The sequence below is a fragment of the Brotaphodocola sp. genome (assembly GCF_050873365.1).
GTDB lineage: Bacteria > Bacillota > Clostridia > Lachnospirales > Lachnospiraceae > Brotaphodocola.
This window is the reverse complement of record NZ_JBNMIQ010000001.1, coordinates 230,829-252,956: the sequence shown is the minus strand read 5'-3', so window position 1 is coordinate 252,956 and position 22,128 is coordinate 230,829. Positions and strand designations below refer to the sequence as shown.

20 protein-coding genes, 1 other RNA gene and 1 riboswitch are annotated in these 22,128 nt (G+C 48.3%); of the genes, 18 read left to right on the top strand and 3 right to left on the bottom strand.

The features are described from left to right. Window positions 1-104 precede the first annotated feature (104 nt). The 4 genes from ACR0QT_RS01175 (at window position 105) to ACR0QT_RS01160 (ending at window position 3,653) form a co-directional block, all read left to right on the top strand. Complete coding sequence (locus ACR0QT_RS01175; protein ID WP_432629075.1) at window positions 105-1,631, top strand: NAD(P)/FAD-dependent oxidoreductase; 1,527 nt, start codon at window positions 105-107, stop codon at window positions 1,629-1,631. A 19-nt stretch (window positions 1,632-1,650) separates the two neighbouring features. After that, the gene (locus ACR0QT_RS01170) at window positions 1,651-2,895 is read left to right on the top strand and encodes an NAD(P)/FAD-dependent oxidoreductase (protein ID WP_432629074.1); all 1,245 of its coding nucleotides are present in this window, start codon (window positions 1,651-1,653) and stop codon (window positions 2,893-2,895) included. Continuing rightward, window positions 2,888-3,250: a DUF1667 domain-containing protein gene (locus ACR0QT_RS01165; protein ID WP_432629073.1), complete on the top strand. Its 363-nt coding sequence runs from the start codon at window positions 2,888-2,890 to the stop codon at window positions 3,248-3,250. The genes ACR0QT_RS01170 and ACR0QT_RS01165 overlap by 8 nt, the downstream gene beginning before the upstream one ends. A 70-nt stretch (window positions 3,251-3,320) precedes the next feature. After that, window positions 3,321-3,653 (top strand): LPS biosynthesis protein, encoded by a 333-nt coding sequence (locus tag ACR0QT_RS01160; protein ID WP_432629072.1) that lies wholly within the window; start codon window positions 3,321-3,323, stop codon window positions 3,651-3,653. A gap of 73 nt (window positions 3,654-3,726) precedes the next feature. On the opposite strand, the gene ACR0QT_RS01155 is transcribed toward ACR0QT_RS01160, so the two are convergent. After that, the gene (locus ACR0QT_RS01155) at window positions 3,727-4,551 is read right to left on the bottom strand and encodes a TrmH family RNA methyltransferase (RefSeq protein WP_432629071.1); all 825 of its coding nucleotides are present in this window, start codon (window positions 4,549-4,551) and stop codon (window positions 3,727-3,729) included. Between the two features lie 239 nt (window positions 4,552-4,790). Beyond that, a riboswitch (TPP riboswitch) is annotated at window positions 4,791-4,894 on the top strand. A 96-nt stretch (window positions 4,895-4,990) separates the two neighbouring features. Between ACR0QT_RS01155 and thiW the strand changes: the two genes are divergently transcribed. The 7 genes from thiW (at window position 4,991) to ACR0QT_RS01120 (ending at window position 11,604) form a co-directional block, all read left to right on the top strand. Then, on the top strand, window positions 4,991-5,584 hold the full coding sequence (thiW, locus tag ACR0QT_RS01150) for an energy coupling factor transporter S component ThiW (RefSeq protein ID WP_432629070.1): 594 nt from the start codon (window positions 4,991-4,993) through the stop codon (window positions 5,582-5,584). Further along, window positions 5,508-6,461 carry a hydroxyethylthiazole kinase gene (locus ACR0QT_RS01145; protein ID WP_432629069.1) on the top strand — a complete coding sequence of 318 codons (954 nt, stop codon included), beginning with the start codon at window positions 5,508-5,510 and terminating at the stop codon, window positions 6,459-6,461. The genes thiW and ACR0QT_RS01145 overlap by 77 nt, the downstream gene beginning before the upstream one ends. Window positions 6,462-6,637: 176 nt before the next feature. Then, window positions 6,638-7,291 carry a thiamine phosphate synthase gene (thiE, locus tag ACR0QT_RS01140; protein ID WP_432629068.1) on the top strand — a complete coding sequence of 218 codons (654 nt, stop codon included), beginning with the start codon at window positions 6,638-6,640 and terminating at the stop codon, window positions 7,289-7,291. Between the two features lie 277 nt (window positions 7,292-7,568). Further along, the gene (locus ACR0QT_RS01135) at window positions 7,569-8,333 is read left to right on the top strand and encodes an alpha/beta hydrolase (protein WP_432629067.1); all 765 of its coding nucleotides are present in this window, start codon (window positions 7,569-7,571) and stop codon (window positions 8,331-8,333) included. A gap of 105 nt (window positions 8,334-8,438) precedes the next feature. Continuing rightward, window positions 8,439-9,200 (top strand): esterase family protein, encoded by a 762-nt coding sequence (locus ACR0QT_RS01130; RefSeq protein ID WP_432629066.1) that lies wholly within the window; start codon window positions 8,439-8,441, stop codon window positions 9,198-9,200. Window positions 9,201-9,379: 179 nt separating this feature from the next. After that, complete coding sequence (locus tag ACR0QT_RS01125; protein ID WP_432629065.1) at window positions 9,380-10,588, top strand: ATP-grasp domain-containing protein; 1,209 nt, start codon at window positions 9,380-9,382, stop codon at window positions 10,586-10,588. A gap of 104 nt (window positions 10,589-10,692) precedes the next feature. After that, window positions 10,693-11,604, top strand: coding sequence for a DMT family transporter (locus tag ACR0QT_RS01120; protein ID WP_432629064.1), 912 nt, complete (start codon window positions 10,693-10,695; stop codon window positions 11,602-11,604). A gap of 169 nt (window positions 11,605-11,773) precedes the next feature. On the opposite strand, the gene ACR0QT_RS01115 is transcribed toward ACR0QT_RS01120, so the two are convergent. Next, window positions 11,774-12,292, bottom strand: coding sequence for a nitroreductase (locus ACR0QT_RS01115; protein ID WP_432629063.1), 519 nt, complete (start codon window positions 12,290-12,292; stop codon window positions 11,774-11,776). Window positions 12,293-12,628: 336 nt separating this feature from the next. Here ACR0QT_RS01115 and ACR0QT_RS01110 point away from each other — a divergent pair, with 336 nt between their 5' ends. From ACR0QT_RS01110 to ACR0QT_RS01095, 4 genes are all read left to right on the top strand, one after another. Beyond that, window positions 12,629-13,699, top strand: a complete 1,071-nt coding sequence (locus ACR0QT_RS01110) for a tRNA dihydrouridine synthase (protein WP_432629062.1) — start codon at window positions 12,629-12,631, stop codon at window positions 13,697-13,699. 97 nt (window positions 13,700-13,796) lie between these two features. Next, on the top strand, window positions 13,797-14,171 hold the full coding sequence (locus ACR0QT_RS01105; RefSeq protein ID WP_432629061.1) for a LytR/AlgR family response regulator transcription factor: 375 nt from the start codon (window positions 13,797-13,799) through the stop codon (window positions 14,169-14,171). A gap of 249 nt (window positions 14,172-14,420) precedes the next feature. Further along, on the top strand, window positions 14,421-15,584 hold the full coding sequence (locus tag ACR0QT_RS01100) for an FprA family A-type flavoprotein (protein ID WP_432629101.1): 1,164 nt from the start codon (window positions 14,421-14,423) through the stop codon (window positions 15,582-15,584). A 275-nt stretch (window positions 15,585-15,859) separates the two neighbouring features. After that, window positions 15,860-16,195, top strand: a complete 336-nt coding sequence (locus tag ACR0QT_RS01095) for a cyclic-di-AMP receptor (protein WP_177977370.1) — start codon at window positions 15,860-15,862, stop codon at window positions 16,193-16,195. 621 nt (window positions 16,196-16,816) lie between these two features. On the opposite strand, the gene ACR0QT_RS01090 is transcribed toward ACR0QT_RS01095, so the two are convergent. Next, window positions 16,817-17,776, bottom strand: a complete 960-nt coding sequence (locus ACR0QT_RS01090; RefSeq protein WP_432629060.1) for a radical SAM protein — start codon at window positions 17,774-17,776, stop codon at window positions 16,817-16,819. Window positions 17,777-18,234: 458 nt separating this feature from the next. Here ACR0QT_RS01090 and ssrS point away from each other — a divergent pair. From ssrS to ACR0QT_RS01075, 3 genes are all read left to right on the top strand, one after another. Next, window positions 18,235-18,414: non-coding RNA, 6S RNA (gene ssrS, locus ACR0QT_RS01085), on the top strand. 145 nt (window positions 18,415-18,559) lie between these two features. After that, on the top strand, window positions 18,560-19,792 hold the full coding sequence (locus ACR0QT_RS01080) for an AI-2E family transporter (protein WP_432629059.1): 1,233 nt from the start codon (window positions 18,560-18,562) through the stop codon (window positions 19,790-19,792). A gap of 20 nt (window positions 19,793-19,812) precedes the next feature. Beyond that, window positions 19,813-22,122, top strand: a complete 2,310-nt coding sequence (locus tag ACR0QT_RS01075; protein WP_432629058.1) for a SpoIID/LytB domain-containing protein — start codon at window positions 19,813-19,815, stop codon at window positions 22,120-22,122. Window positions 22,123-22,128: the final 6 nt, after the last annotated feature.

The following is a 22,128-nucleotide window of genomic DNA, read 5'->3' as shown; positions in this document are numbered from 1 at the left end:
TTAAAAAAAGCAGATGCAAAAAAGAAAAACAGGAATAGAAAAGTCAACGAAAGTCAACACGGGAAAGACCAGGAAAGATTGAGGAGACTTGAGAGGAGGCAATTATGATCGAACAGGATGCTACCGTTACTTATGACTGTCTGATTATTGGAGCCGGTGTAGTGGGAAGTGCGATTGCGAGAGAGCTGTCGCGTTACTGTCTGAACATTGGCGTATTAGAAAAAGAACCGGATGTGTGCTGTGAGACGAGTGCACGAAATTCCGGAGTTCTCCACGCAGGATTCAACAATAAGCCGGGATCATTGATGGCGCGTTTCTGTGTGGAAGGAAACCGAATGTTTGACCAGATTGCGAAAGAGTTGGATATTCCATATAAGAGAACCGGAAAGCTGATTGTGGGTTTCAACGAGGATGATCGAAAGCGTCTGGAACAGATGAAGGCAACCGGAGACAAGAATGGAGTTCCGGGGCTTGAACTCATCGACAAGGAGCGAATTCACGAGATTGCCCCTCTTGTCGGCGGAGAATTTGCGATGTGGTCCCCCTCGACGGCGATCCTCGATCCATTCCAGTACACGGTTGGACTTGCAGAAAACGCAGCAAAAAATGGCGTTTCCTTCTTCTTTTCCCATGAGGTCACAGCGATCGAGGCGGACGAAGACGGGATTTACACCGTGACGACGACGAAGGGAAGTTTTCGGAGTCGCTGGATTGTAAACAGCGCGGGTCTCGGCTCTGCAAAGATCTCCACGATGCTCGGAATTGACGAGTACACGATCTATCCGTGCCGGGGCGAGTACTTTATTCTCGATCAGAAGATCGGACCGATGCTTCCGGTTCCCGCCTATCCCGTTCCGAATCCGAAGGAAGGCGGACTTGGCATTCACTTGACACCATCGATCGATGGAAATGTCTTTATCGGACCGAGTTCCGAGTACATTGATTCCGATGACGACTATTCAGTGACACAGCACACGATGGATCTGTTGATCAAAGACGGATCACGGATTTTCCCTTATTTAAAGAAAGAATCGTTCATCCGAAACTTTGCGGGAATCCGACCGAAGCTGGCACCGAAGGAGGAGGGCGGATATCACGACTTTGTGATTGAGCGCCGAGACGAGATTGCGCCCCATGCGATCAACCTTGTGGGAATCGAGTCGCCGGGTCTGACGAGCGCCGTGCCGATCTCAAAGGAAGTGGTTCGACTGATCGAGGAGGTTGAGACGCTGAAAATCAATCCGAACTTTGATCCGATCCGCAGACGCACAGAGACCTTCCGTGACAAGACACCGGATGAGCAGGCAGAGCTGATTCGTCAGAATCCGGATTACGGCGATGTGATCTGTCGCTGTGAAAATATCACGCGCGCCGAGATCCTCTCCGCGATTCACAATCCGCTCGGTGTGCACACGGTGACGGGTGTGAAATATCGCTGTCGCGCGATGATGGGACGCTGTCAGGGCGGTTATTGCCAGGCGAAAATTTCAGAGCTTCTGATGCAGGAGACGGGGACAAAGAAAGAAGACCTGCGCTACTGTCGGGATGACGGATGGATGTTTACGGGCGATGTCCGAACGAAGACAGAATCAGACGCAGATAAGAATTGTGAGAACGAGGATGCGCTTTGAGCGGACAGGAGGGAAAAAGATGAATCCAGTACATAAAAGTGTAGTGATCATTGGCGGTGGTCCGGCAGGGCTTGCCTCAGCAATCAGACTCTATGAAAAGGGAATCAAGGATATCGTGATTCTTGAGAGAGAACATCACCCGGGCGGAATTCTCCGCCAGTGTATTCATGACGGATTTGGACTGACTCGTTTCAAGGAAACGCTCAGCGGTCCGGAGTATGCGAGTCGCTTTGTCGATCAGGCGAAAAAACTTGGAATTGAGATCATCACGGATACAACGGTCATCGGTCTGACAAAGGATCGCCTTGTGACTTCGGCATCTCCGAATGAACTTTTGCAGTATCAGGCGGATGCGGTTATCCTCGCAATGGGATGTCGGGAGAGAACGAGGGGGGCACTCTCGATCCCGGGAGAGCGTCCGGCGGGTGTGATGACGGCAGGCGTGGCTCAGACTTACGTCAACCTGAAAAATACGATGGTGGGACGCAATGTCATCATCCTCGGTTCCGGCGATATTGGCATGATCATGGCGCGCAGAATGACGCTTGAGGGCGCGAAAGTTCTTGCTGTCTTTGAGATTCAGCCGTATCCGAGCGGACTTCCGAGAAACATCGAACAGTGCTTGAATGATTACGGCATTCCGCTGTATTTGAGCCATACGGTGACAGGAATTCACGGAAAATCCCGACTTGAGTCTGTGACGGTCAGTGAGGTGGATGAAAACTTCAAGCCGATTCCGGGAACGGAGAAAGACTATGACTGCGATACGCTGATCCTCTCAGTTGGTCTGATTCCGGAAAATGAACTCTCCTTAAAAGCCGGGGTGAACCTCGATCCGAGAACAAAGGGACCTCTCGTCGATGAGAACTGTCAGACGATGGTTCCGGGAATCTTTGCGGGAGGAAATGTTCTTCATGTCCATGATCTCGTCGATTTCGTTTCTCTCGAAGCAGAGCGTCTCGCAGATGCCGTCGTCGACTGGGTGAAGACACAGGAGCTTCCGGAGTGTGAGATTGCGGTGGAAGCAGAAGGACCTCTCGGATATGTGCTTCCGGAGGCGATCAGCGGGGAGAAAGACGTGACGTTCTCGATGCGTGTGCGCCGTCCGATGAAGAACTGTCGTCTTACAATCTCTCAGGACGGGGAAGTCCTTGTATCTAAGAAGCTGAAAAAGGCGATTCCGGCGGAGATGGAGCAGGTGGTGCTTCCCCATGCAAAGCTGAAATCCAAGAATCCGGTAAAGGTGGTGATCTGCGGTGAATAGAGTATTTACCTGTATTTTATGTCCAAACGGATGTGAGATTGAAGTCGATTATGAGGGGACAACGCTTCACTCAGTCAGCGGAAATCTCTGCCCGAAGGGAAAAGAGTATGTGACGCAGGAACTGGTATGTCCGAAGCGAAATATCGCAACCTCTGTGCTTGTGGAGGGAGGAGAACTCCCGCTTGTGAGTGTGCGTCTGACTGCCCCGATTCCGCGCGAGGAGATTTTTCATGTGGTTGAGGAGATTCGCAGACAGTGCCTGACCGCACCGGTTTATGCCGGAACCGTGATTCTTCCAAATGTTCTCGGTCTCGGCGCAGATGTGATTGCGACGAAGACGGTGGAGAAGGCGTAAAAACCTGAATATGAGGAATATGAGTAAAGAAATAGGAGCAAAAAGGGTATAGGGTATAGGATATAGAAGTATGAAAATCGAGGGAAATGAGAAAGAAAAATTAGCAATGGTAGAGTTCCACAAGGGAAACCGGGCGGAGGGTCTGCGCCTGCAAGAAGAGTTTGCGAGTGAATTTCGCAAAGAGTATGCAGACAAAGACCACTGCTCGTGCCAGAAGGCTTGCCGGTATCACGGAAACTGCAAGGAATGCGTGGCAATTCACAGGGCGCATCAGGAGCATGTCCCGAACTGCATGCGCCCTCTGATCAATGCAAAACTCAAGCTCTTGTCGGAGCTGACGGAGCACACGATTGCGAATGAGATTTCTGCGCCCAAGGAAATTCTGAGAAAAGAATTTCAGTAAGTCTCAGCAAGCGGACCGGAGTCATGCGTCACGTTTTTGTAAGCATTAAGCATCGATTTGAACGGATTGCGGGTCACTGTTTTCTGCGTCCGAGTTGCCAGAATGCGACCGCGCTGGCACTTGCGACGTTCAAGGAATCGACTTCATGGTACATCGGGATCATCACGGTGTAGTCGCAGTTTGCGATCGTTTCTTTAGCGAGACCATCGCCCTCTGTTCCGAGAACCAGAGCGAGTTTGTCTTCGCGCATCAACTGTGGATCGTCGATCGAGACGGAGTCTTTTTTGAGTGCCATTGCGACACTGCGAAATCCCATCGCCTTTAAGCGATCCATGCCGTCTTTTGACCAGTCTCCGTCGATGAAGGTCCACGGAATCTGAAAGACGGTTCCCATGCTGACGCGAGAGGCACGGCGATAGAGCGGATCACTGCATCCGTGTGTCAGAAGCACGGCATCCATGCCGAGACCGGCAGCGGAGCGGAAGATCGCGCCGACATTTGTCGGATTCATCACATTTTCGAGGACGGCGATGCGGTGAGCGTTCGCGCAGACACTCTCGATCGACGGAAGCGATTTTCGGCGCATGGCACAGAGGATTCCGCGCGTCAGCGCAAAGCCGGTGAGCTTTGTCAGAACATCGAATTCTGCGACATATGCCGGAACATCCGGGCATTTTGCGAGTAGATCTTTCGCCTGCGTCTCAACGTGTTTTTTCTCAAGCAAAAAGGAGATCGGCTCGTAGCCTGCCTGAAGCGCCCGCGTGATGACATTGGGGCTTTCCGCGATAAAAAGCCCGGTCTGCGGTTCGTAGTAGCGCAGAAGCTGGTTTTCATTCAGCCGTGCATATAAGTCAAGTTCCGGTGCAGAAAAATCTTTAATTTCTATGATATTTGCCATAATCAAAAAACTCCATTTCATCATTCCTATCATTTATATCAATCATCTATATCATCATTCCTGGTTTTATTTTACAATGGCGCGGACAGATTTGTCCAGAATATGTTTGCGCAAGGCGTGAACAGTAACAATTGACACTTTTTATCAAATATGATATGCTTGGTAACGAAAAATAAGAGAGCAAAACAGAAAAAGTCTTAAAACTTTCAAATTTTTAAAAATAAAAAAGATAGCGATGAGATGACAAGCGCGGGAGCCTGTGTGACAGGCTGAGAGGAAGATTGATCTTCGACCGTACCTGATTTGGGTAATGCCAACGGAGGGAAGCCTGAGAATGAGGAGTGTATCTCCGGAGCAAGTTTCCCGGAAGATATGCTCTTTTTATTTTTGCAGGTTTCAATTAGAGATCCAAAATACCGAAATCAGGAGGATGAAAAGGATGGAAAAAGAACGAGTAAAGACATTTCGCATGGTATTTTTGGCAATGATGGTGGCAATCGGCGTGGTGATCTCCCCGATTCTGAGAATTGAGGGAATGTGCCCGACCGCGCATCTGATCAATATCACCTGTTCCGTGTTTATGGGGCCGTGGTATTCGCTTCTGTGTGCCTGCATGATCGGTGTGATCCGCATGATGTTCATGGGAATTCCGCCTCTGGCTCTGACCGGAGCGGTGTTCGGAGCGTTTCTCTCCGGTGTGTTTTACCGCGCCTCAAAGGGAAAAATTATCTGCGCGGTCTTTGGTGAGATCTTCGGTACCGGAATCATCGGTTCCCTCGTTTCTTATCCGGTTATGGCATTTCTGATGGGAAGAGAGGGACTCAACGCGTTCTATTACACCCCGATGTTTATCTCCGCGACGATTATGGGCGGAGTTACCGCATATGTATTTTTAAAGGCGCTGAGCCAGACGGGAATGCTTGCAAAAATTCAGGAGAGTCTGGGAGCAAAAATTTATGACAAGAACGGAAGAAAAAAGAGAGATGGACATGCAACTGATGAAACGCATGCAGGAAATGCGAAATTATATTAGAGAGACACAGCCGTTGATTCACTGTATCACAAATCCGATCTCGATTCATGATTGCGCGAATGTGATTTTGGCGACGGGCGCGCGACCGATCATGGCAGAACATCCGAAGGAAGTGGAGGAGATCACAGCGGTCTCCTCCGCTTTGATGCTGAATCTCGGGAATATCACGGATGTGAGGATGGAGTCGATGAGGCTTGCACTTGCGCAGGCAAACCGAGACAAGATTCCGGTAATCCTTGATCTCGTCGGCGTGACTTGCAGTCATCTGCGCCGGAGATTTGCGGAGTCCCTTTTGGAAGATGGGCAGTTTGCGGTGATCAAGGGAAATATCTCGGAGATCTTGGCGGTTGCCTCCCTGCCGTTTCACGGAACCGGCATCGATGCCGGGGCGGAGGATGCGGTTTCTGAGGAGAATCAGAGCCAGCGCGGAGAAGTCGCAAAATCGTTGGCGAAAACGTTGGGCTGTGCGGTTCTTGCAACCGGGAAAAAAGATCTCGTTGCGGTCTCCGATCAGGCATTTCTTGTCTCAAACGGAGATCTGGCATTGTCCGGAATCACAGGGACGGGATGTATGGTGGGAGCGCTGACCGCATCCTATCTGCCGGCAGTCTCAACCGGGTCTCCTAGCTCTTCTATGGGGAGAATAAAATTCACGAATTCTGAGCATTTGGTGGGTGATTCTTATGCAGAGTCAGAATCCGCGTTTTCAGAATTGGCGCTCTCGGCAGTTCTCGGTGTCGTCACGATGGGAATTGCAGGGGAGAAGGCGACAAAAGTTTCTCACGGTCCGGGAAGTTTCCAGACGTCACTTCTCGATGAAATTTTCTGTTTGAGCGATGAAGAGTTTGCGGGAAAAGCCCAGATTTTCCCTCTGTGACGTAAAAAGAAAAATGGACGAGAAAGAACCAGAAAAAAGAGACAAAAAAGAAACAGAGAAAAGAAATAAAGAAAAGAGATAAGAACTAGAAAAAAATAGGAAATTAGAACTAGGAAAAAATAGAAAATCAATAGGAAATCAATAGGAAATCAAAACGAGGGGAGGATGATGCAGAGATGAAACATTTGGATATGAGTCTGTATCTGGTGACGGACAGCACCTATCACACGGAGGAATCGTTGCTTCGGACAGTCGAGGAGGCATGTGAGGGTGGAGTCACGATTGTACAGTTGAGAGAAAAGCATGCGGGAGGACGGGAGTATCTTGAGAAAGCACGAAAAGTTCGCGCGATCACAGAGCGCTATGGCGTTCCGCTGATTATTGATGACCGTGTGGATGTGGCGATGGCATGTGGAGCGGACGGTGTTCACGTCGGATCGTCTGATCTTCCGGTTGCGGAGGCGCGTCGGATTCTCGGACCGGACAAGATCGTCGGAGCGACCGCAAAGACCGTGGAGACGGCGCTCAAGGCATATGAAGATGGGGCAGATTACCTCGGAGTCGGAGCGATTTATCCGACAACGACAAAGGTTGTGACAATCCGCACCGAGGTTTCGACTCTCGATGCGATCTGCCGTGCTGTGCCGATTCCGGCAGTTGCGATCGGCGGTTTGAACCGGGGAAATATGGGAATTCTGGATGGAACCGGAATTGCCGGAATTGCGGTCGTATCTGCGATTATGAAATCCGAGAATCCGAGAGAGACGGCGAGAGATCTGCTTGAGGAAGTGCACCGGATGAGAAGAAATTTTGAAGCGAAATTCAGATAGAATTCGATAGAAGTTGCTAGAATTTAATGGAATTCATTTGAATCAATAGAATTAAAAGCATCCGTTTTAAGTATTGTGAAGTATTGTGGTCTGCATTGAAAAGAGGACGCTCCTGTGTTAAACTATCCATAACACGGGAGCGTTTTAATGCTCCGCAAGAATGTTCTAAAGCACATTCTTTTTCACGTAATTCGCACAGCAGTAGATCGTTGAGGAGGCGACTGCGCCTTAGGGCAAAAATGTGCAGGAATTTTTAAGAGAGCGAGAATACAAGACAATGGTGAAAAAATGGGAGATTACAATTCCACAGTTTACGGGAAATGAACCGCGCAGAGCTTATATCTATCTGCCGGAATCTTATGAATGGGACCCGGAACGGCGATATCCGGTTTTATATATGTTTGATGGTCACAACGTATTTTTTGACTGGGATGCCACCTATGGAAAATGCTGGGGAATGAAAGAGTACATGGATCAAAGTAAGACCCAGATGATCGTAGCGGCGGTGGAATGTAACCGCGGAGCGGACAATGGACGACTCTCCGAGTATTCTCCGTTTGATTTTTCTGATGCAAACTATGGAAAATTTAAGGGACGCGGAAGAGAGACGATGGAATGGTTTGTGCGCGAATTTAAGCCGTACATTGACCGGAATTACCGCACGATTCCGGATCGGGAGCACACCTACATCGCGGGAAGCTCGATGGGTGGCCTGATGAGCCTGTATGCAGTCAGTGCGTTCAATGAGGTATTCTCCAAGGCAGTGTCTCTCTCTCCGTCGATCTGGACGGCACCGGGAAAGATCGCCAAGATGATTCGAGAGACGAATTATGGACCGGAGACGGCGGTCTATCTCGACTACGGCTCCGAGGAGCTTGGATATCGCGAGAAGGCATCCGAACAGTTTGCGAAGGTGACGGGACTTCTGATCAAGAAAGGCGTTTTTGTCTCTTCTCGAATTATTCCCGGAGGCACGCACAGCGAGGCGAGCTGGGAGCGTCAGATCCCATTTTTTATGGAAGCCCTGAATTATCAGCGGTAGCAATGATCTAAGGCTTTGCGATAGTAACGATAGTAAATAGTAATAAAAAGAGTTCGATTCATAAAAAAGCAATGGAAATCTGCCTGAGAAAGGATGACGAACAAGATGGAGATGAATTACGTAAAGCAGTACAGCCCGGCTCTGGGAAGAGATATGGAGTGTAAGATTTACGGTCATGGAGGAAGACCGGTGCTCTATATTCCTTGTCAGGACGGGCGTTTTTTCGATTTTGAAAACTTTCATATGCATGAGACCTGGGCACCGTGGATTGACCGCGGGGATGTGATCGTGTTCGCGATCGACACGATTGACCGTGAGACCTGGTCGGACGCAAATGGAGATCCGTACTGGAGAATTCGTCGATATGAACAGTGGATTCGCTATATCACGGATGAGATGGTGCCGTTTATGAGAAAGACGGTGAATGATAGAAATGGCTGGACGGGATATCCGGATGTGATTGCATTTGGATGTAGCCTCGGGGCGACACATGCATCAAATCTCTATTTCCGAAGACCGGATCTCTTTGACGGCGTGTTGGCTTTGAGTGGTGTGTACTCGGCATCCTACGGATTCGGAGACTATATGGATGATATTGTCTATATCAACTCGCCGGTGGATTACCTCGCAAACATGCCGACAAACCATCCGTATATTGAACTCTACAACCAGAAAAATGCGATTTTCTGTACCGGACAGGGACCGTGGGAAATTCCGGAGTCCACAAGACAGCTTCAACAAATTTTGGAGCAGAAACACATTGACGCGTGGGTGGATTACTGGGGTCATGATGTCTCCCATGACTGGCCGTGGTGGCACAAGCAGGTGGCATATTTTGTGCCGTATCTCTTAGGTCAGCATGCCTAGGATGCATAAACGCGAAACAGGATGCAAAAAAGCTAAAGGAAATCCAAAGGGTACAAATCCCAAAGGTACAAAGCAAAAAGGAGCCTGTGAGGTAAAAGATCTTATAATGTAAAAGAGTTTATGACGTAAAAGCGTTTATAAGGTGACGTTGGAAAGAAAAAGGGAGGAAAAAGGAGTTTATGAAAAATTTTGTGTTTATCTCACCGAATTTCCCGACAAACTACTGGCAGTTTTGCCGGGAGTTGAAGAAAAATGGAATGAACGTGCTTGGAATCGGAGATCAGCCTTACAATGAGCTGAGCGAGGATCTCAAGGAGAGCTTGAATGAGTATTACAAGGTCAGCAACCTTGAAAATTATGATGAAGTCTACCGTGGTGTGGCATTTCTGATTTTCAAGCATGGTCAGATTGACTGGCTTGAGTCGAACAACGAGTACTGGCTTGAGCGCGATGCCAAGCTGAGAACGGCATTTCACATCACGAGTGGATTTCAGGAGGAAGATCTTCCGCGCATCAAGTACAAGTCGAAGATGAAGGAGTATTATCAGCGTGTCGGAATTCCAACAGCGCGCTATCATCTCGTCGATGATCTTGAGGGATGTCAGGCATTTATTGAGAAGGTTGGTTATCCGGTTGTCGTGAAGCCGGACAACGGAGTCGGTGCGGCGAGCACCTATAAGCTGAAAAATGAGACGGAACTGGAAGATTTCCTCAAGGAGCGGGAGGAGAAGATGCCGGATGTTCCGTATATCATGGAGGAGTTCATCGAGGCGGAGATCAATTCTTACGATGCGATCATTGATTCTCACGGAAATCCTCTGTTTGAGACAGGAAATGTGACTCCGGTTTCGATCATGGATATCGTAAATAACGGCGATAATTCGATTTACTATATTGTCCGCGATCTTCCGTCGGATGTGAGAATGGCAGGTCGTGCGACGGTCAAGAGTTTCGGCGTTAAGAGCCGTTTTGTCCACTTTGAGTTCTTCCGTCTGACAAAGGATCATGAGGGGCTCGGTCACAAAGGCGATGTGATGGCGCTTGAGGTCAACATGCGCCCGTGCGGTGGCTTTACCCCGGACATGATGGACTTTGCAAACAGCACGAATGTATACAAGATCTGGGCGGACATGATTGCCTTTGATAAGACAGAGATGAAACCGGGTCGCCGTTCCTACTGCGCATTTGCCGGACGTCGCGATGGCAAGAAATTTGTGATGAGCGATCAGCAGATCAGAGAGAGATACGGGGAGCAGATCAAGATGGATCAGCGTCTTCCGGATGTGCTTGCGACTGCGATGGGAAATCAGATGTATGTTGCGATCTTCCCGACGAAGAAGGAGATGGACCAGTTCTTTAGCGATATTCTGGAGTGCCGGGAAGACTAGAAGTGTAAAATAAACCCAGAAGATTAGATACAGAAAAGTGGGTAGAACCATTTTGAAAATTGAAAAAAACCGACAACTTGGTTGACTGGAGAGAGACAATAACGATGCGTGAAAATAGTTTGAAATCTTATCTGATGATTCTTTCGGCGATGCTGATTTTTAGCACGCTTGGAATTTTCAGAAGATATATACCACTGTCCTCGGGGATGCTTGCATGTACCCGTGGCTTTCTTGGAAGTGCGTTTTTGCTTCTGTTTATTTTTCTGAGAGGTCGCAAATTGCCAAACCTGGGAAAGCGAAATCTCTTTCTTCTTGCGATCACAGGGGCACTGATTGGGGTAAACTGGATTTTTATGTTTGAGGCATACAATTACACGACCGTGGCGATGGCGACGATGTGCTATTATATGCAACCGACGATTGTGGTATTGATTTCTCCGATTGTCTTGAGAGAGAGGATCACAGGGAAAAAACTGGCGTGTGCGATCACTGCGATTATCGGAATGGTCTTTCTTTCCGGAATCATGGAGGGAGGAAAAGTCCGCGCGGAAGATATGACGGGAATGCTCTATGCACTGGGAGCAGCAGGTCTTTACGCCTCTGTCATCATTCTGAATAAAAAGATACAGGTGGAGGATTCCTACGTGAAAACCGTGATTCAGCTGATTTTTGCGACTTTGATTCTCATTCCGTATCTGCTTGTGACGGAGCGCGGGAATTCCCAGAACCTGGATATGCTGGCGATCATCATGGTAATCATCGTGGGCATTGTGCACACAGGCATCGCCTATGCGCTGTACTTTGGAAGCATGAAAGAGTTGAAAGCCCAGTCGATTGCGGTCCTGAGTTACACTGATCCGGTGTTCGCGCTGATTCTTTCGGCGCTTGTGCTTCATGAACAGTTATCGATATTTGGAATGTTGGGAGCGGTCCTGATCATCGGCTCTGCGTTAATCAGCGAGATTTCTGTGAGAAAACCCGTTTCCAGGCTTTCAACTTGTCAGGACAGGAGATAATAAGTAAGCGAGAGATAAAATAAATAAGAATAAGAAATAAAAATAAGTGGGATTAAGACAGATATAAGACAGATAAAGGAGACTTCCGTTCGATGAGAGGGGAGTCTCCTTTTTGTTTATCTGCTGTCTTATTTATTTGATTTATCCGGCGTTTGATTTGTTTGATATTTTATTTTACAAATACAATCTTTCCGGTCTTATGGATCTCCTTTTCCGGAGCCGGAGCTGCATAGCCGAGAGCAGCGATTCCGTAAGCGGAGTGATCGTCCGGAACACCCCATTTCTTTAAGATTGCGCGGACTTCCGGCACATCACAGCAGTCGCGAAGCTGGTTGATCCAGACAGAACCGATGCCGAAAGAGTGGGCGGAGAGGAACATATTTTCCATTGCGCAGGCATTGTCGTCGATCGCGTGACGGCTCGTTCTCTCATTTGTTGTGATCACGATTGCGGACGGCTGATACATATCGTATCCCTCGCGTCCGAGTGCCTTGCCGATCGCATGTGCAAGCTCCTGAATCTTCTCGGTATCGGTCACGACGGTGAACTGCCAGGTCTGGCGGTTCATTCCGCTCGGAGCGTAGATTGCAGACTGAAGAATCTGGTCAAGTTCCTCTGCTGGGATCGGTTTCTTTTCAAAGGCACGTACACTTCTTCTTGTGAGTATGTTTTCCATTACAGCGTTCATCTATAATTCCTCCATTTCTTGTGTTCTTGCGTGTTTGTTCCTGGCGGTCTCAGATAAACTTACAAATGAAGAAACCATTTCTGCCCGTGTACAGGAACTATGATGTTACTGTAACACAAACAGAAAAAAATGTAAATTGTAGGAGCGGGGAGGATATGATAAAATGAGTGTGTTGCTGTTCGCAGGTGGGCACTTTTGGAACCGAACGTGCCGTAAGACAACATGGTACATGGTGGCAATGGGATTTTGCCCAAGCATCGACTTGAACAGATTTTGTCGATGCTTTGAGTGCGAAGACGGCAAAACGAAAAACAAAAAAGGAATTATACGATATTTATGAGATACGAATTTGCACCGATGGAGGGAATCACCGGCTATGTCTACCGGAATGCCCATCATCAGTTTTATAAAGGGATAGACCGCTATTTTACTCCGTTTATCACGCCGAATCAGACGAGAAAATTTACGAGCAGGGAGATGAACGATGTTCTCCCGGAGCACAATCAGGGAATTGTGATTATTCCGCAGATATTGACGAACAAGGCGGAGGATTTTCTCTGGGCATCGGAGAAACTGAGAGATCTCGGCTACGAGGAGGTCAACTTAAATCTCGGATGTCCATCGGGAACGGTTGTGACAAAGAAGAGAGGATCGGGATTTCTCGCATTTCCGGTCGCACTGAATGCCTTTCTTGAGGAGGTGTGTGACGGGATCGACAGACTCGGAATGAAAATTTCTGTGAAGACAAGGGTCGGAAAAGACAGCCCGGAGGAGTGGGAAGAGCTTTTGGAGATTTACAGTCGGTATCCGCTCTCAGAGCTGATTGTGCATCCGCGGATTCAGACTGATTTTTACCGGAATCATCCGAATCTCGATGCCTACGAGATGGCGGTGGAGAAAACTCAATCCAATCCGATTCCGCTCACTTACAACGGCGATCTGTTTTCGGTTCAGGATTTTGAGAAGTTGATCGAGCGTTTTCCGAATACAGAGAGTGTGATGATGGGGCGTGGACTTTTGACAAATCCGGCGCTTGCAGAGCAGATTGCAGGCATGCAGGAGGATCATGGAGGTCGTGAGGCAGAGTCCATCGGGAACCGACAAAGCGATCCCCGCTCGTTGGAATCTTTGGAAAAAGAAAACGGAGAGAAATTCAAGTGCGATGAGAAGAAGAGACTTCGCGAATTTCACGATGCACTTTTAGCGGGATACGGAGAGGCGATTCCTGGGGATCGAAATGTTCTGTTCAAGATGAAGGAACTCTGGTTTTACTTCGGACAGGCATTTGAGAATGATGAGAAGGCGCTCAAACAGATCCGAAAGGCAGTGAAGATGGATGTCTACCGGGATGCCGTCGCAAAAATCTTCTCGGAGTGTGAACTCAAAAATCCCCCCAGATTTCAGTAAATTTCAATTAAGAATCTGAGTGGAAAAAATGTGTGAAAAAAATGTGTGAAAAAAATATGTGAAAAAATGTATGGGGAGAATGTGTGGGGAAAAGAAAATGGCAATCAAAACGGTAATTGTAGATAATGCGCCGGAACTTTTGGACAGGCTTGGAGGATTTTTGGAGGCGATCGACGGCGTGGAACTTGTCGCGAGATTTGAGGAGGCAGTTTCCGTCGTGGATTTTGTGAGAGAGCAGGAAGTGGATCTCGTCTTCACCGATATTGTGATGCCGGACATCAGCGGAATCAGTCTGGCGAGAAAGTTGCAACAGCTTCCGAATCCGCCGGCGGTTGTGCTGATGTCGAGCATTCCGGGATTTTCGCTCGAGGCGTGGAAGATTCAGGCATATACGTTTCTGGAGAAACCGTACACGAGGGCGGATGTGGCAGGTGTGATCTCGAATTTTGAAAAAAGAATGATAAAATCCTAACATTGGGGGTAGAAATATAAAAGATTTTGTGATAGAATAGCTTGGAAATAAAAATAGTAACTATTCGCATTATAGCTCGGAGAGGATATTCCACCATTTTCTGTGAGGAGGATATCCCATCATTTTCTGTGAGTGAGGAAGTGAAAATATCACAAACTTTTTCAGAAAAGGGGAGGCAACCAGGTTCCTTTCTGGGCAGACATAAAGAAAACACATAAAGTAGAGAAAGATAGAGGAGAAATGAAAATGATCAGTGATATGAAGATTTCCGATTCCATCGTATATGTTGGAGCAAATGATAAGACGATTGAGCTGTTTGAGAGCCAGTATCCGGTTCCGAATGGCGTTTCCTATAACTCCTATGTGATTCTGGACGAGAAGGTTGCAGTCATGGATACCGTGGACCCGAGAGCAACTGAGGAGTGGTTTGCAAATCTTGAGCGCGTGCTTGCCGGTCGTCGTGTCGATTATCTTGTGGTTTCCCATATGGAGCCGGATCACGCCGGAAACGTGCAGAAATTTGCAGAGAAGTATCCGGAGGCGAAGATTGTCGGCAATGCAAAGACGTTTGGCATGATGGCACAGTTCTTCGATTTTGATGTGACTGACCGCAAGGTGGAAGTGAAGGAGGGCGGTACGTTGGAGCTTGGAAGCCATACGCTTCAGTTCTTCATGGCACCGATGGTTCACTGGCCGGAGGTAATGGTTGCCTATGAGCAGAGTGAGAAGATCCTGTTTTCCGCGGATGGATTCGGCAAGTTTGGTGCAACCGATGTGAACGAGGAGTGGGATGATGAGGCAGGTCGCTATTTCCTGAACATTGTCGGAAAATATGGCGTTCAGGTGCAGGCACTTTTGAAGAAGGCTTCCGGTCTCGACATCCGCATGATCTGCCCGCTTCACGGCCCGATTCTGAAGGAGAACCTTGGACATTACCTGGGACTGTATCAGACCTGGAGCAGTTATGAGCCGGAGAAGAAGGGCGTTCTCGTGGCATTTGCATCGATTCACGGCAACACCGCAAAGGCTAGCCAGCTGATGGCAGAGTATCTGAGAGAGAATGGCGAGGCAGATGTGACGGTGATGGATCTCTCCCGCACCGATGTCTCCTATGCGGTTCGCAAAGCCTTCTACTATGACCGTATCGTTCTCGCCGGAGCAACCTATGACGGTGGAGTCTTCCCGTGCATGGAGGAGTTTCTTCTGCATCTGAAATCGAAGAATTACCAGAAGCGTACCGTTGGAATCATCGAGAATGGCACCTGGGCACCGCTTGCAGGAAAGGTGATGAAGGGAATCCTTGAGACGATGAAGAACATCACGATTGCAGAGCCGATGGTTACAATCCGTTCGACGGTGAAGGAAGACACAAAAGAGCAGATGAAGGAGCTTGCAAAAGTTCTCACAGCGTAATAAAATAAAAAGGACAGAGGGGAAGCCTGCATATGCCAGACTTCCTCATTGTATATCTGTGTAATTGCATATCTGCGTAATTGTATATCTGCGTAGACGCAGATTGGATACCTGGTAAAGATACCTGGTAGATACCGAAAACGCAGAGGATCGCGTCTGATCGTGTGGGGAAACGAAGAGTGACAGAAGAGTTGCAAAATCAGGACGTGAGAATTCGTGACCATTTACGAAAAGATCAGAAAAGACCAGAAAAGATCAGGAAAGGAACAGGAACTATGAAAATTATTTATGCGATTGTGAGTGCGGATGATGGAAACCGAGTGACGGATGTTCTGAACGATCATCGTTACAGCGTGACGAGACTTGCGACGACGGGAGGTTTCCTGAAAAAGGGAAATGCAACGCTGATGATCGGTACGCAGGATGACAAGGTGGATTATGCGATTGAGCTGATTCGTGAGACCTGTGGCAAACGTCAGAAGATCAGCTGTGATATGCCGAGTCCGAGCATTGGATCGATGGCGGGCAACTATATGACGATGCCAGTCAGCGTGGAGACGGGCGGAGCAACGATCTTCGTGACAGATGTGGAGCGCTTTGAAAAGTTCTAAGTGAATAAATTGTTTGAATATTTATATACAATTTGACGATTTACAAAAAATATAAAAATATTTTACAAAAAGTGTTGACAAAAACGGATGGATCTGGTATTATAAAGACAACAAAGAAACAGAAACAAAACAAAAGAGAACACAAGAAGTTCTCGAAAGAAATTCTCAGCGAAAGGGAATTTCAAAAAAATCTAAGAAAAGGAGGTACAATCCACCGAACAGTTAAATGAGTTTCCCTTATCAAAATCGAAAATCCGAAAGGAAAAGAGAAGAAGATAAGATAGGAAACAGGGAAAAGAATCTGTAAGTGGAACAAGAAACATATTTTCCAGATCCAAACGTTATTGCAGACAGAGAGAAAAGAATCGGTTTTCTTATATGACGAGAAAGTATAAGAAGGACGATAGATTTCAGAATCGAATAACAGAAAACAAAGAGATATAAAAAAGGAAGGAAAATAAAAAATCAACCACATACAGAGGAAGAAAGATATACATATAGAACAAAAAACTTCATAAGGAAAAAGCAAAGAGAGGTATAGTCCAGTGGACGAAGTGAACTGAAAGCGGATGCCAGAGATGTCAATCATTGGTATCCGCTTTCCTAGGTTTTATGGAACGATCAGGGTTGATCGAATTCCAATCCCTCCAAGTTAAACGGTGGCGTGTATTCTTCACGCGCACTGCTTTTTTTTTGCATAAAACCGTGATCGAGACCGAGGGCGAGCGCGGTGTCGACGACTTTTTCATATTCATAGCTGGTGATCCGGCGGTTCAGTTCCGGGCAGTTGTCGAGACGGCGGTAGGGCGTGTACTGGCTCATCAGGCTGATAAAAAACTGATCCTTCGGGAAGTGGTCAGCGATCCAGGTTAAGAGGGCGATCGAGTCGTCCTTGTGTCCGGGAAGAACGAGGTGGCGGATGATGACGCCCCGATCCATGATCGAAAATTCCTGACCATCCGGAGAAACTTCCGTGTGAAACGACGGAGTGCCGGTCTGCTCAATCATCTGGGCGATCGCAGAGCTTGCCTGTGTGAAGTAGTCGGGAGCACCGGAACAACGGCGGGCGAGGTCGGAGTCGAGATACTTAAAGTCCGGAAGCCAGATGTCGACATAGGGCTTGAGCGCGAGAATGGTCTCGGCGCGCTCATATCCCCCACAGTTATATACAATCGGGATCTTGAGGTCTGGTTTGGCGAGGCGGAGTGCCGGGAGAATCCACGGCAGATACTGGGTCGCGGTCACGAGGTTGATGTTGTGTGCCCCCTGATCCTGAAGATTCAAAAAGACCTTGGCGAGCTGTTCGCTACTCAGGCTCTTTCCGAAATGCTCCTGGCTGATCTCATAATTCTGGCAGAAGACACAGCGCAGGGTGCATCCGGAAAAGAAGACCGTGCCACTGCCCGCAAAACCGCTGATGCAGGGTTCCTCCCAGTGGTGGAGTGCAGCGCGGGCACAGAAGATTCCCGCCGGGGAGGAGCAGTAGCCGGAGCGGGTGCGCCGGTCGACTTTGCACTGACGAGGACAGAGCTCGCAGGAGGAAATCTGGTTTTCAAGGTCAGGAGCGGATGATAGATTCATGGTAAAATAAAAATCCTTTCGTTATGTATGGTTGTGTATGCTTGTGTTTTCTATTAATAAATCTTGAATATTTTATCGATTAAAATCGGTCTGTTTTTTGTGTTTTTCTGTATTGGAATCCCTGTCAGCCGTATATAACTCAGAGTGGATGTCCCCCCTCCTATATAGGTGGGGGTATCACAAACTTTCTCAGGAGGGGAGACAATCCCCTTCTGAGTTATACGCTCCGCGAGGATGCGCAGTGATTTTGATAAGAAAATGTCAGCAGAGCTGACCAAAATCACGCGCCAAGTCTCCGCGAGCGTCGACTTGAATAGAAGTAGGAAATTGAAACAGAAATTGATTTTCAGTATATAAAAATTTTCAGAGGATTGCAAGGAAGAGTTTTTAGTTGTAGTTTGAGACTTGAAAAAATGAAAAGACTGTTGTATAATCAATCCATAGAAAACAGAGGAACGTAATTCCTGGAATGTTCGACAACCTTACCCATTTTGAACCTACATTTCTGACTCAGGGATTCCAATATTTGCAGACCGATGTCAAGCCTCCAATGAGCAGTGGAAGGCAGAAGCCTGCGTGAGGTTGCCCACCTAGCACTGCTAGGCGTCAATAAGTAAGACCGGCATTTTGGGATTACGAAAGATAAAGCAACGAGCAATCGTTGCTTTATCTTTTTTTTTTCAGGAAAATGTGCTACTCTTATAAACGAAAGACGCACAATGAGGAAAAACAGGAAGAACATGTGCCGGGGATTTTTGGCACAATCTGAAACTGGAGGCTGGAGTGAAAAAAGAAAAATTTGAAACGTACATCTACTGGGGTGTGACTGCATTCGTGGTTCTGGTTCTGCTGGTCGCAGTGATATTTCTGTTGATCAACTGGAAATCGGCACAGAAGATGTGCACGGCTCTGCTTGGAATCCTTGAACCGATCATTTACGGAGCAGTGTTTGCCTATCTCATGGCACCGATTTACAATCGCGTATGCCGATGGACAGAAGAGATTTTTTCGCTTGTGAAGTTAGAAAAGGCAGGAAAGAAATTGAGTACGACGGTTGCGACCCTGGCGAGTCTGCTGGTTCTTGTCGCAGTTGTGACAGGTCTTGTCTCGATGCTGGTTCCACAGGTGATTACGAGTATTCGAGGAGTGATCGAGGCACTCCCGGCAGGTGCCCTGAATCTGGAAGCGTGGTTGGAACAGCTTTTCCGCGACAATCCGGATATGGAGGCGCAGGTGATGCAGTACTATGCGAAGGCATCGACCTGGCTTCAGGACTGGCTCACAAATGATTTGATCCCGAACATCTACAACATTGCGACGGGAGTGTACAGCGGAATTTTTACGGCTGTTCACACGGTTTTAAACATGATCATCGGTCTGATCGTCATGGTTTATCTGCTCAACATGAAGGACAAGCTCAAGACGCAGACGATCATGGTGATCTATGGAGCCCTGCCTGTGCGCGTGGCAAACAAGGTGATCGAGGAAGCGCGCTATGTCCACAAGATTTTCGGCGGATTCATCATCGGAAAACTTCTCGATTCCCTGATTATTGGAATTTTGTGCTATGTTCTGCTGAGTTTCATGAACATGCCATATGTTCTGCTTGTCAGCGTGATCGTGGGTGTGACAAATGTTGTTCCGTTTTTTGGACCGTTCATCGGGGCGGTGCCGAGTGCTTTCCTGATTCTTCTGGCAAGCCCGATCAAATGTCTGTATTTTATTATTTTTATCCTTCTGCTTCAGCAGTTTGACGGAAACATTCTCGGACCGAAGATTCTCGGGGATTCGACGGGACTTTCGAGTTTCTGGGTACTGTTCTCGATTCTGCTGTTCGGCGGAGTGTTTGGTTTTGTCGGAATGATCATCGGAGTGCCGACATTTGCGGTGTTCTACAAACTGATGAAGGAGCTGATCTCCTGGTTGCTCAAGAGAAAGAATCTCTCGGTTCAGCCGGGAAAGTATGAAAATCTGGATCATATTGACGAGGAACAGAAGACTTACATTCAAAAATAAGAGGCAACTAAGGGGCAACTATGAAGAGTCGGAAACTAATCGCATTTATGGGTGGAATGGTGACACTGATCACCGTACTGATTGGAATTATTCTTCTTTGTGAACCGCAGAGAGACGGGATCTCGCGGGCGGAGGTTGCCCGTGCGGTTGTTTTGGCGCTGAAATCGCCGGAGGAAGTGTCCATGTGGCGCCGGGAGTCGGGAAGTTCGCATTTTTCGGCGGACGCCCAGAGCCAGTGGTATATTCCGTGGATGGATTACCTGTATGAAAATGGATTTCTCACGGAGGAGGAGACACCGGCGGACGAGAAGACGGCAGAGGGCTGGCTGACTTACGGGGAGGCACAGCAGATTGCGGAGACCTCTGCGCCGACGCTCGGTGTGCTGGTGAATGTGACGAAGAAGAATCGAAATCAGCCGTATCCGGAGGATTCGTGGTGGATTCTCTACGACGCAATTTTGAAATCAGCGGACCCGAAAGGAAATGTGAAGACGCAGAGTGTTTTGATTTATGGAACGCCACAGACTGTTCCGTCGGCGGAGGCGTGGACGGTGTACACAAATCTCGGACAACTGCGTTTTGACGGGCTGACGCTTGAAAACTATCTCGATCACGAGCTCAAAGCCTATGTGAGGGGAAATCAGCTGATTCATGTGATTGCGGACAATGGTCAGAATACGACGTACCGTAATGTCTGGGTCATCGATGCGGACGAGAGTGAGATGAAGGTTTATCTGGGTGATCTTGAGCGGACGATTTCGTTTCGCAAGAAAGTAAAGAAAACGAAAGCCGAGGAGATGGTTCACAACCTTGCAGACATCCAGATGGAAAAGGGAAAGATTGCGAAAGTCTCTCTCAAGCAGGACACGATCACGGGAAAGGTTCTGTCCGTGCGGAGCGATTCAGTCGAGATCGAGGGATACGGATCGGTTCCGTTTGATGAGGAGTACAAGGTTCTCAGGACGTATGGGACGGTGAAACGGGAAAATCTCTCAGATATTCTGATTGGATATGACCAGAATGAATTCATCGTCGCAAAGGGAAAGATCTGTGCCGTGCTGACGGTGCGGGATGTCAATGCCGATACGATCCGCGTTTTGCTGATGAATAATGGGTTCAAGAGCATTTTTCACGATACGGTGACGATCTCATGCAGTGGCGCGATGGTGATGACCCAGGGCGATCAGGAGACGACACTCGATCCGGGAAGCACGGTCTCTTTTTCAAAAGGAGACGGTCAGCTCACGGCGGGCAGAATCATCCTGAAACCTCAGAATGAGGCGGATGAGCTGACGGTGACGACGCTTGAGCGCACGCTCGGAACGCCGTCGTATGCGGGCAGACTTGAGATTGTGGAGGCGGATACGGGACTTGTTCTGATGAATGAGCTGTATTTGGAAGATTATCTCAAAAAAGTTGTGCCGAGTGAGATGCCACCGAACTACGAGAAGGAGGCGCTCAAGGCACAGGCAGTCTGTGCGCGCACCTATGCGTACATGCAGATTCAGAGCAACACTTACAGCCAGTACGGTGCTCACGTTGATGACAGCACGAATTTTCAGGTCTACAACAACGTGGAGACGAATGAGAAGACACGGGAAGCTGTTGAGGAGACTTACGGAAAAATGTTGCTGTATGAGGGAAAGCCGGTTTCTGCCTATTACTTTTCGACTTCCTGCGGAACGACGACGGACGGAAGCATCTGGGGAAATGATTCCTCGGAGACTCCGTATTTGAAGAGTGTGGCGCTTCGCCCGGGTCGAAAAACGCTGGATTTGACGGAAAATGCGGATTTTTCTTCGTTTATCAAGGATGAGGATTATCCGGCTTACGATTCGTCCTACCCGTTCTATCGCTGGAATGTGACGACAAATGCACAGATTCTCGGCGATCACATCGGCGGAATCGGCACGATCGAGAGTGTGAAGATCACGGAGCGCGGACCGGGCGGTGTCGCACTCAAGATGCTTGTCAAGGGAAGCGACGGCGAGAAGACGATCAGCGGTCAGAATGCGATCCGGTCGGCGCTCGGAGATTCGAGTCTGACGATCAAGCGAAAAGACGGAAAGACCTCGGAGGGCTGGAGTTCCCTGCCGAGTGCATTTTTGACGGTCGAGGATGTCGGCAAGAATGACAAGGGAATCACGCGGTTTAAGATTTACGGCGGTGGTTACGGTCATGGCGCAGGTATGAGCCAGAATGGAGCGCAGGGCATGGCAAAGGATGGCATGACCTGTGAGGAGATCCTGAAGTTCTTCTATGAGGGCGTGAGTGTCGCAGAACCCACGATCGGGGAACAGCAGGCGAAAAATGCAAATGCACAGGAGTAACAGGAA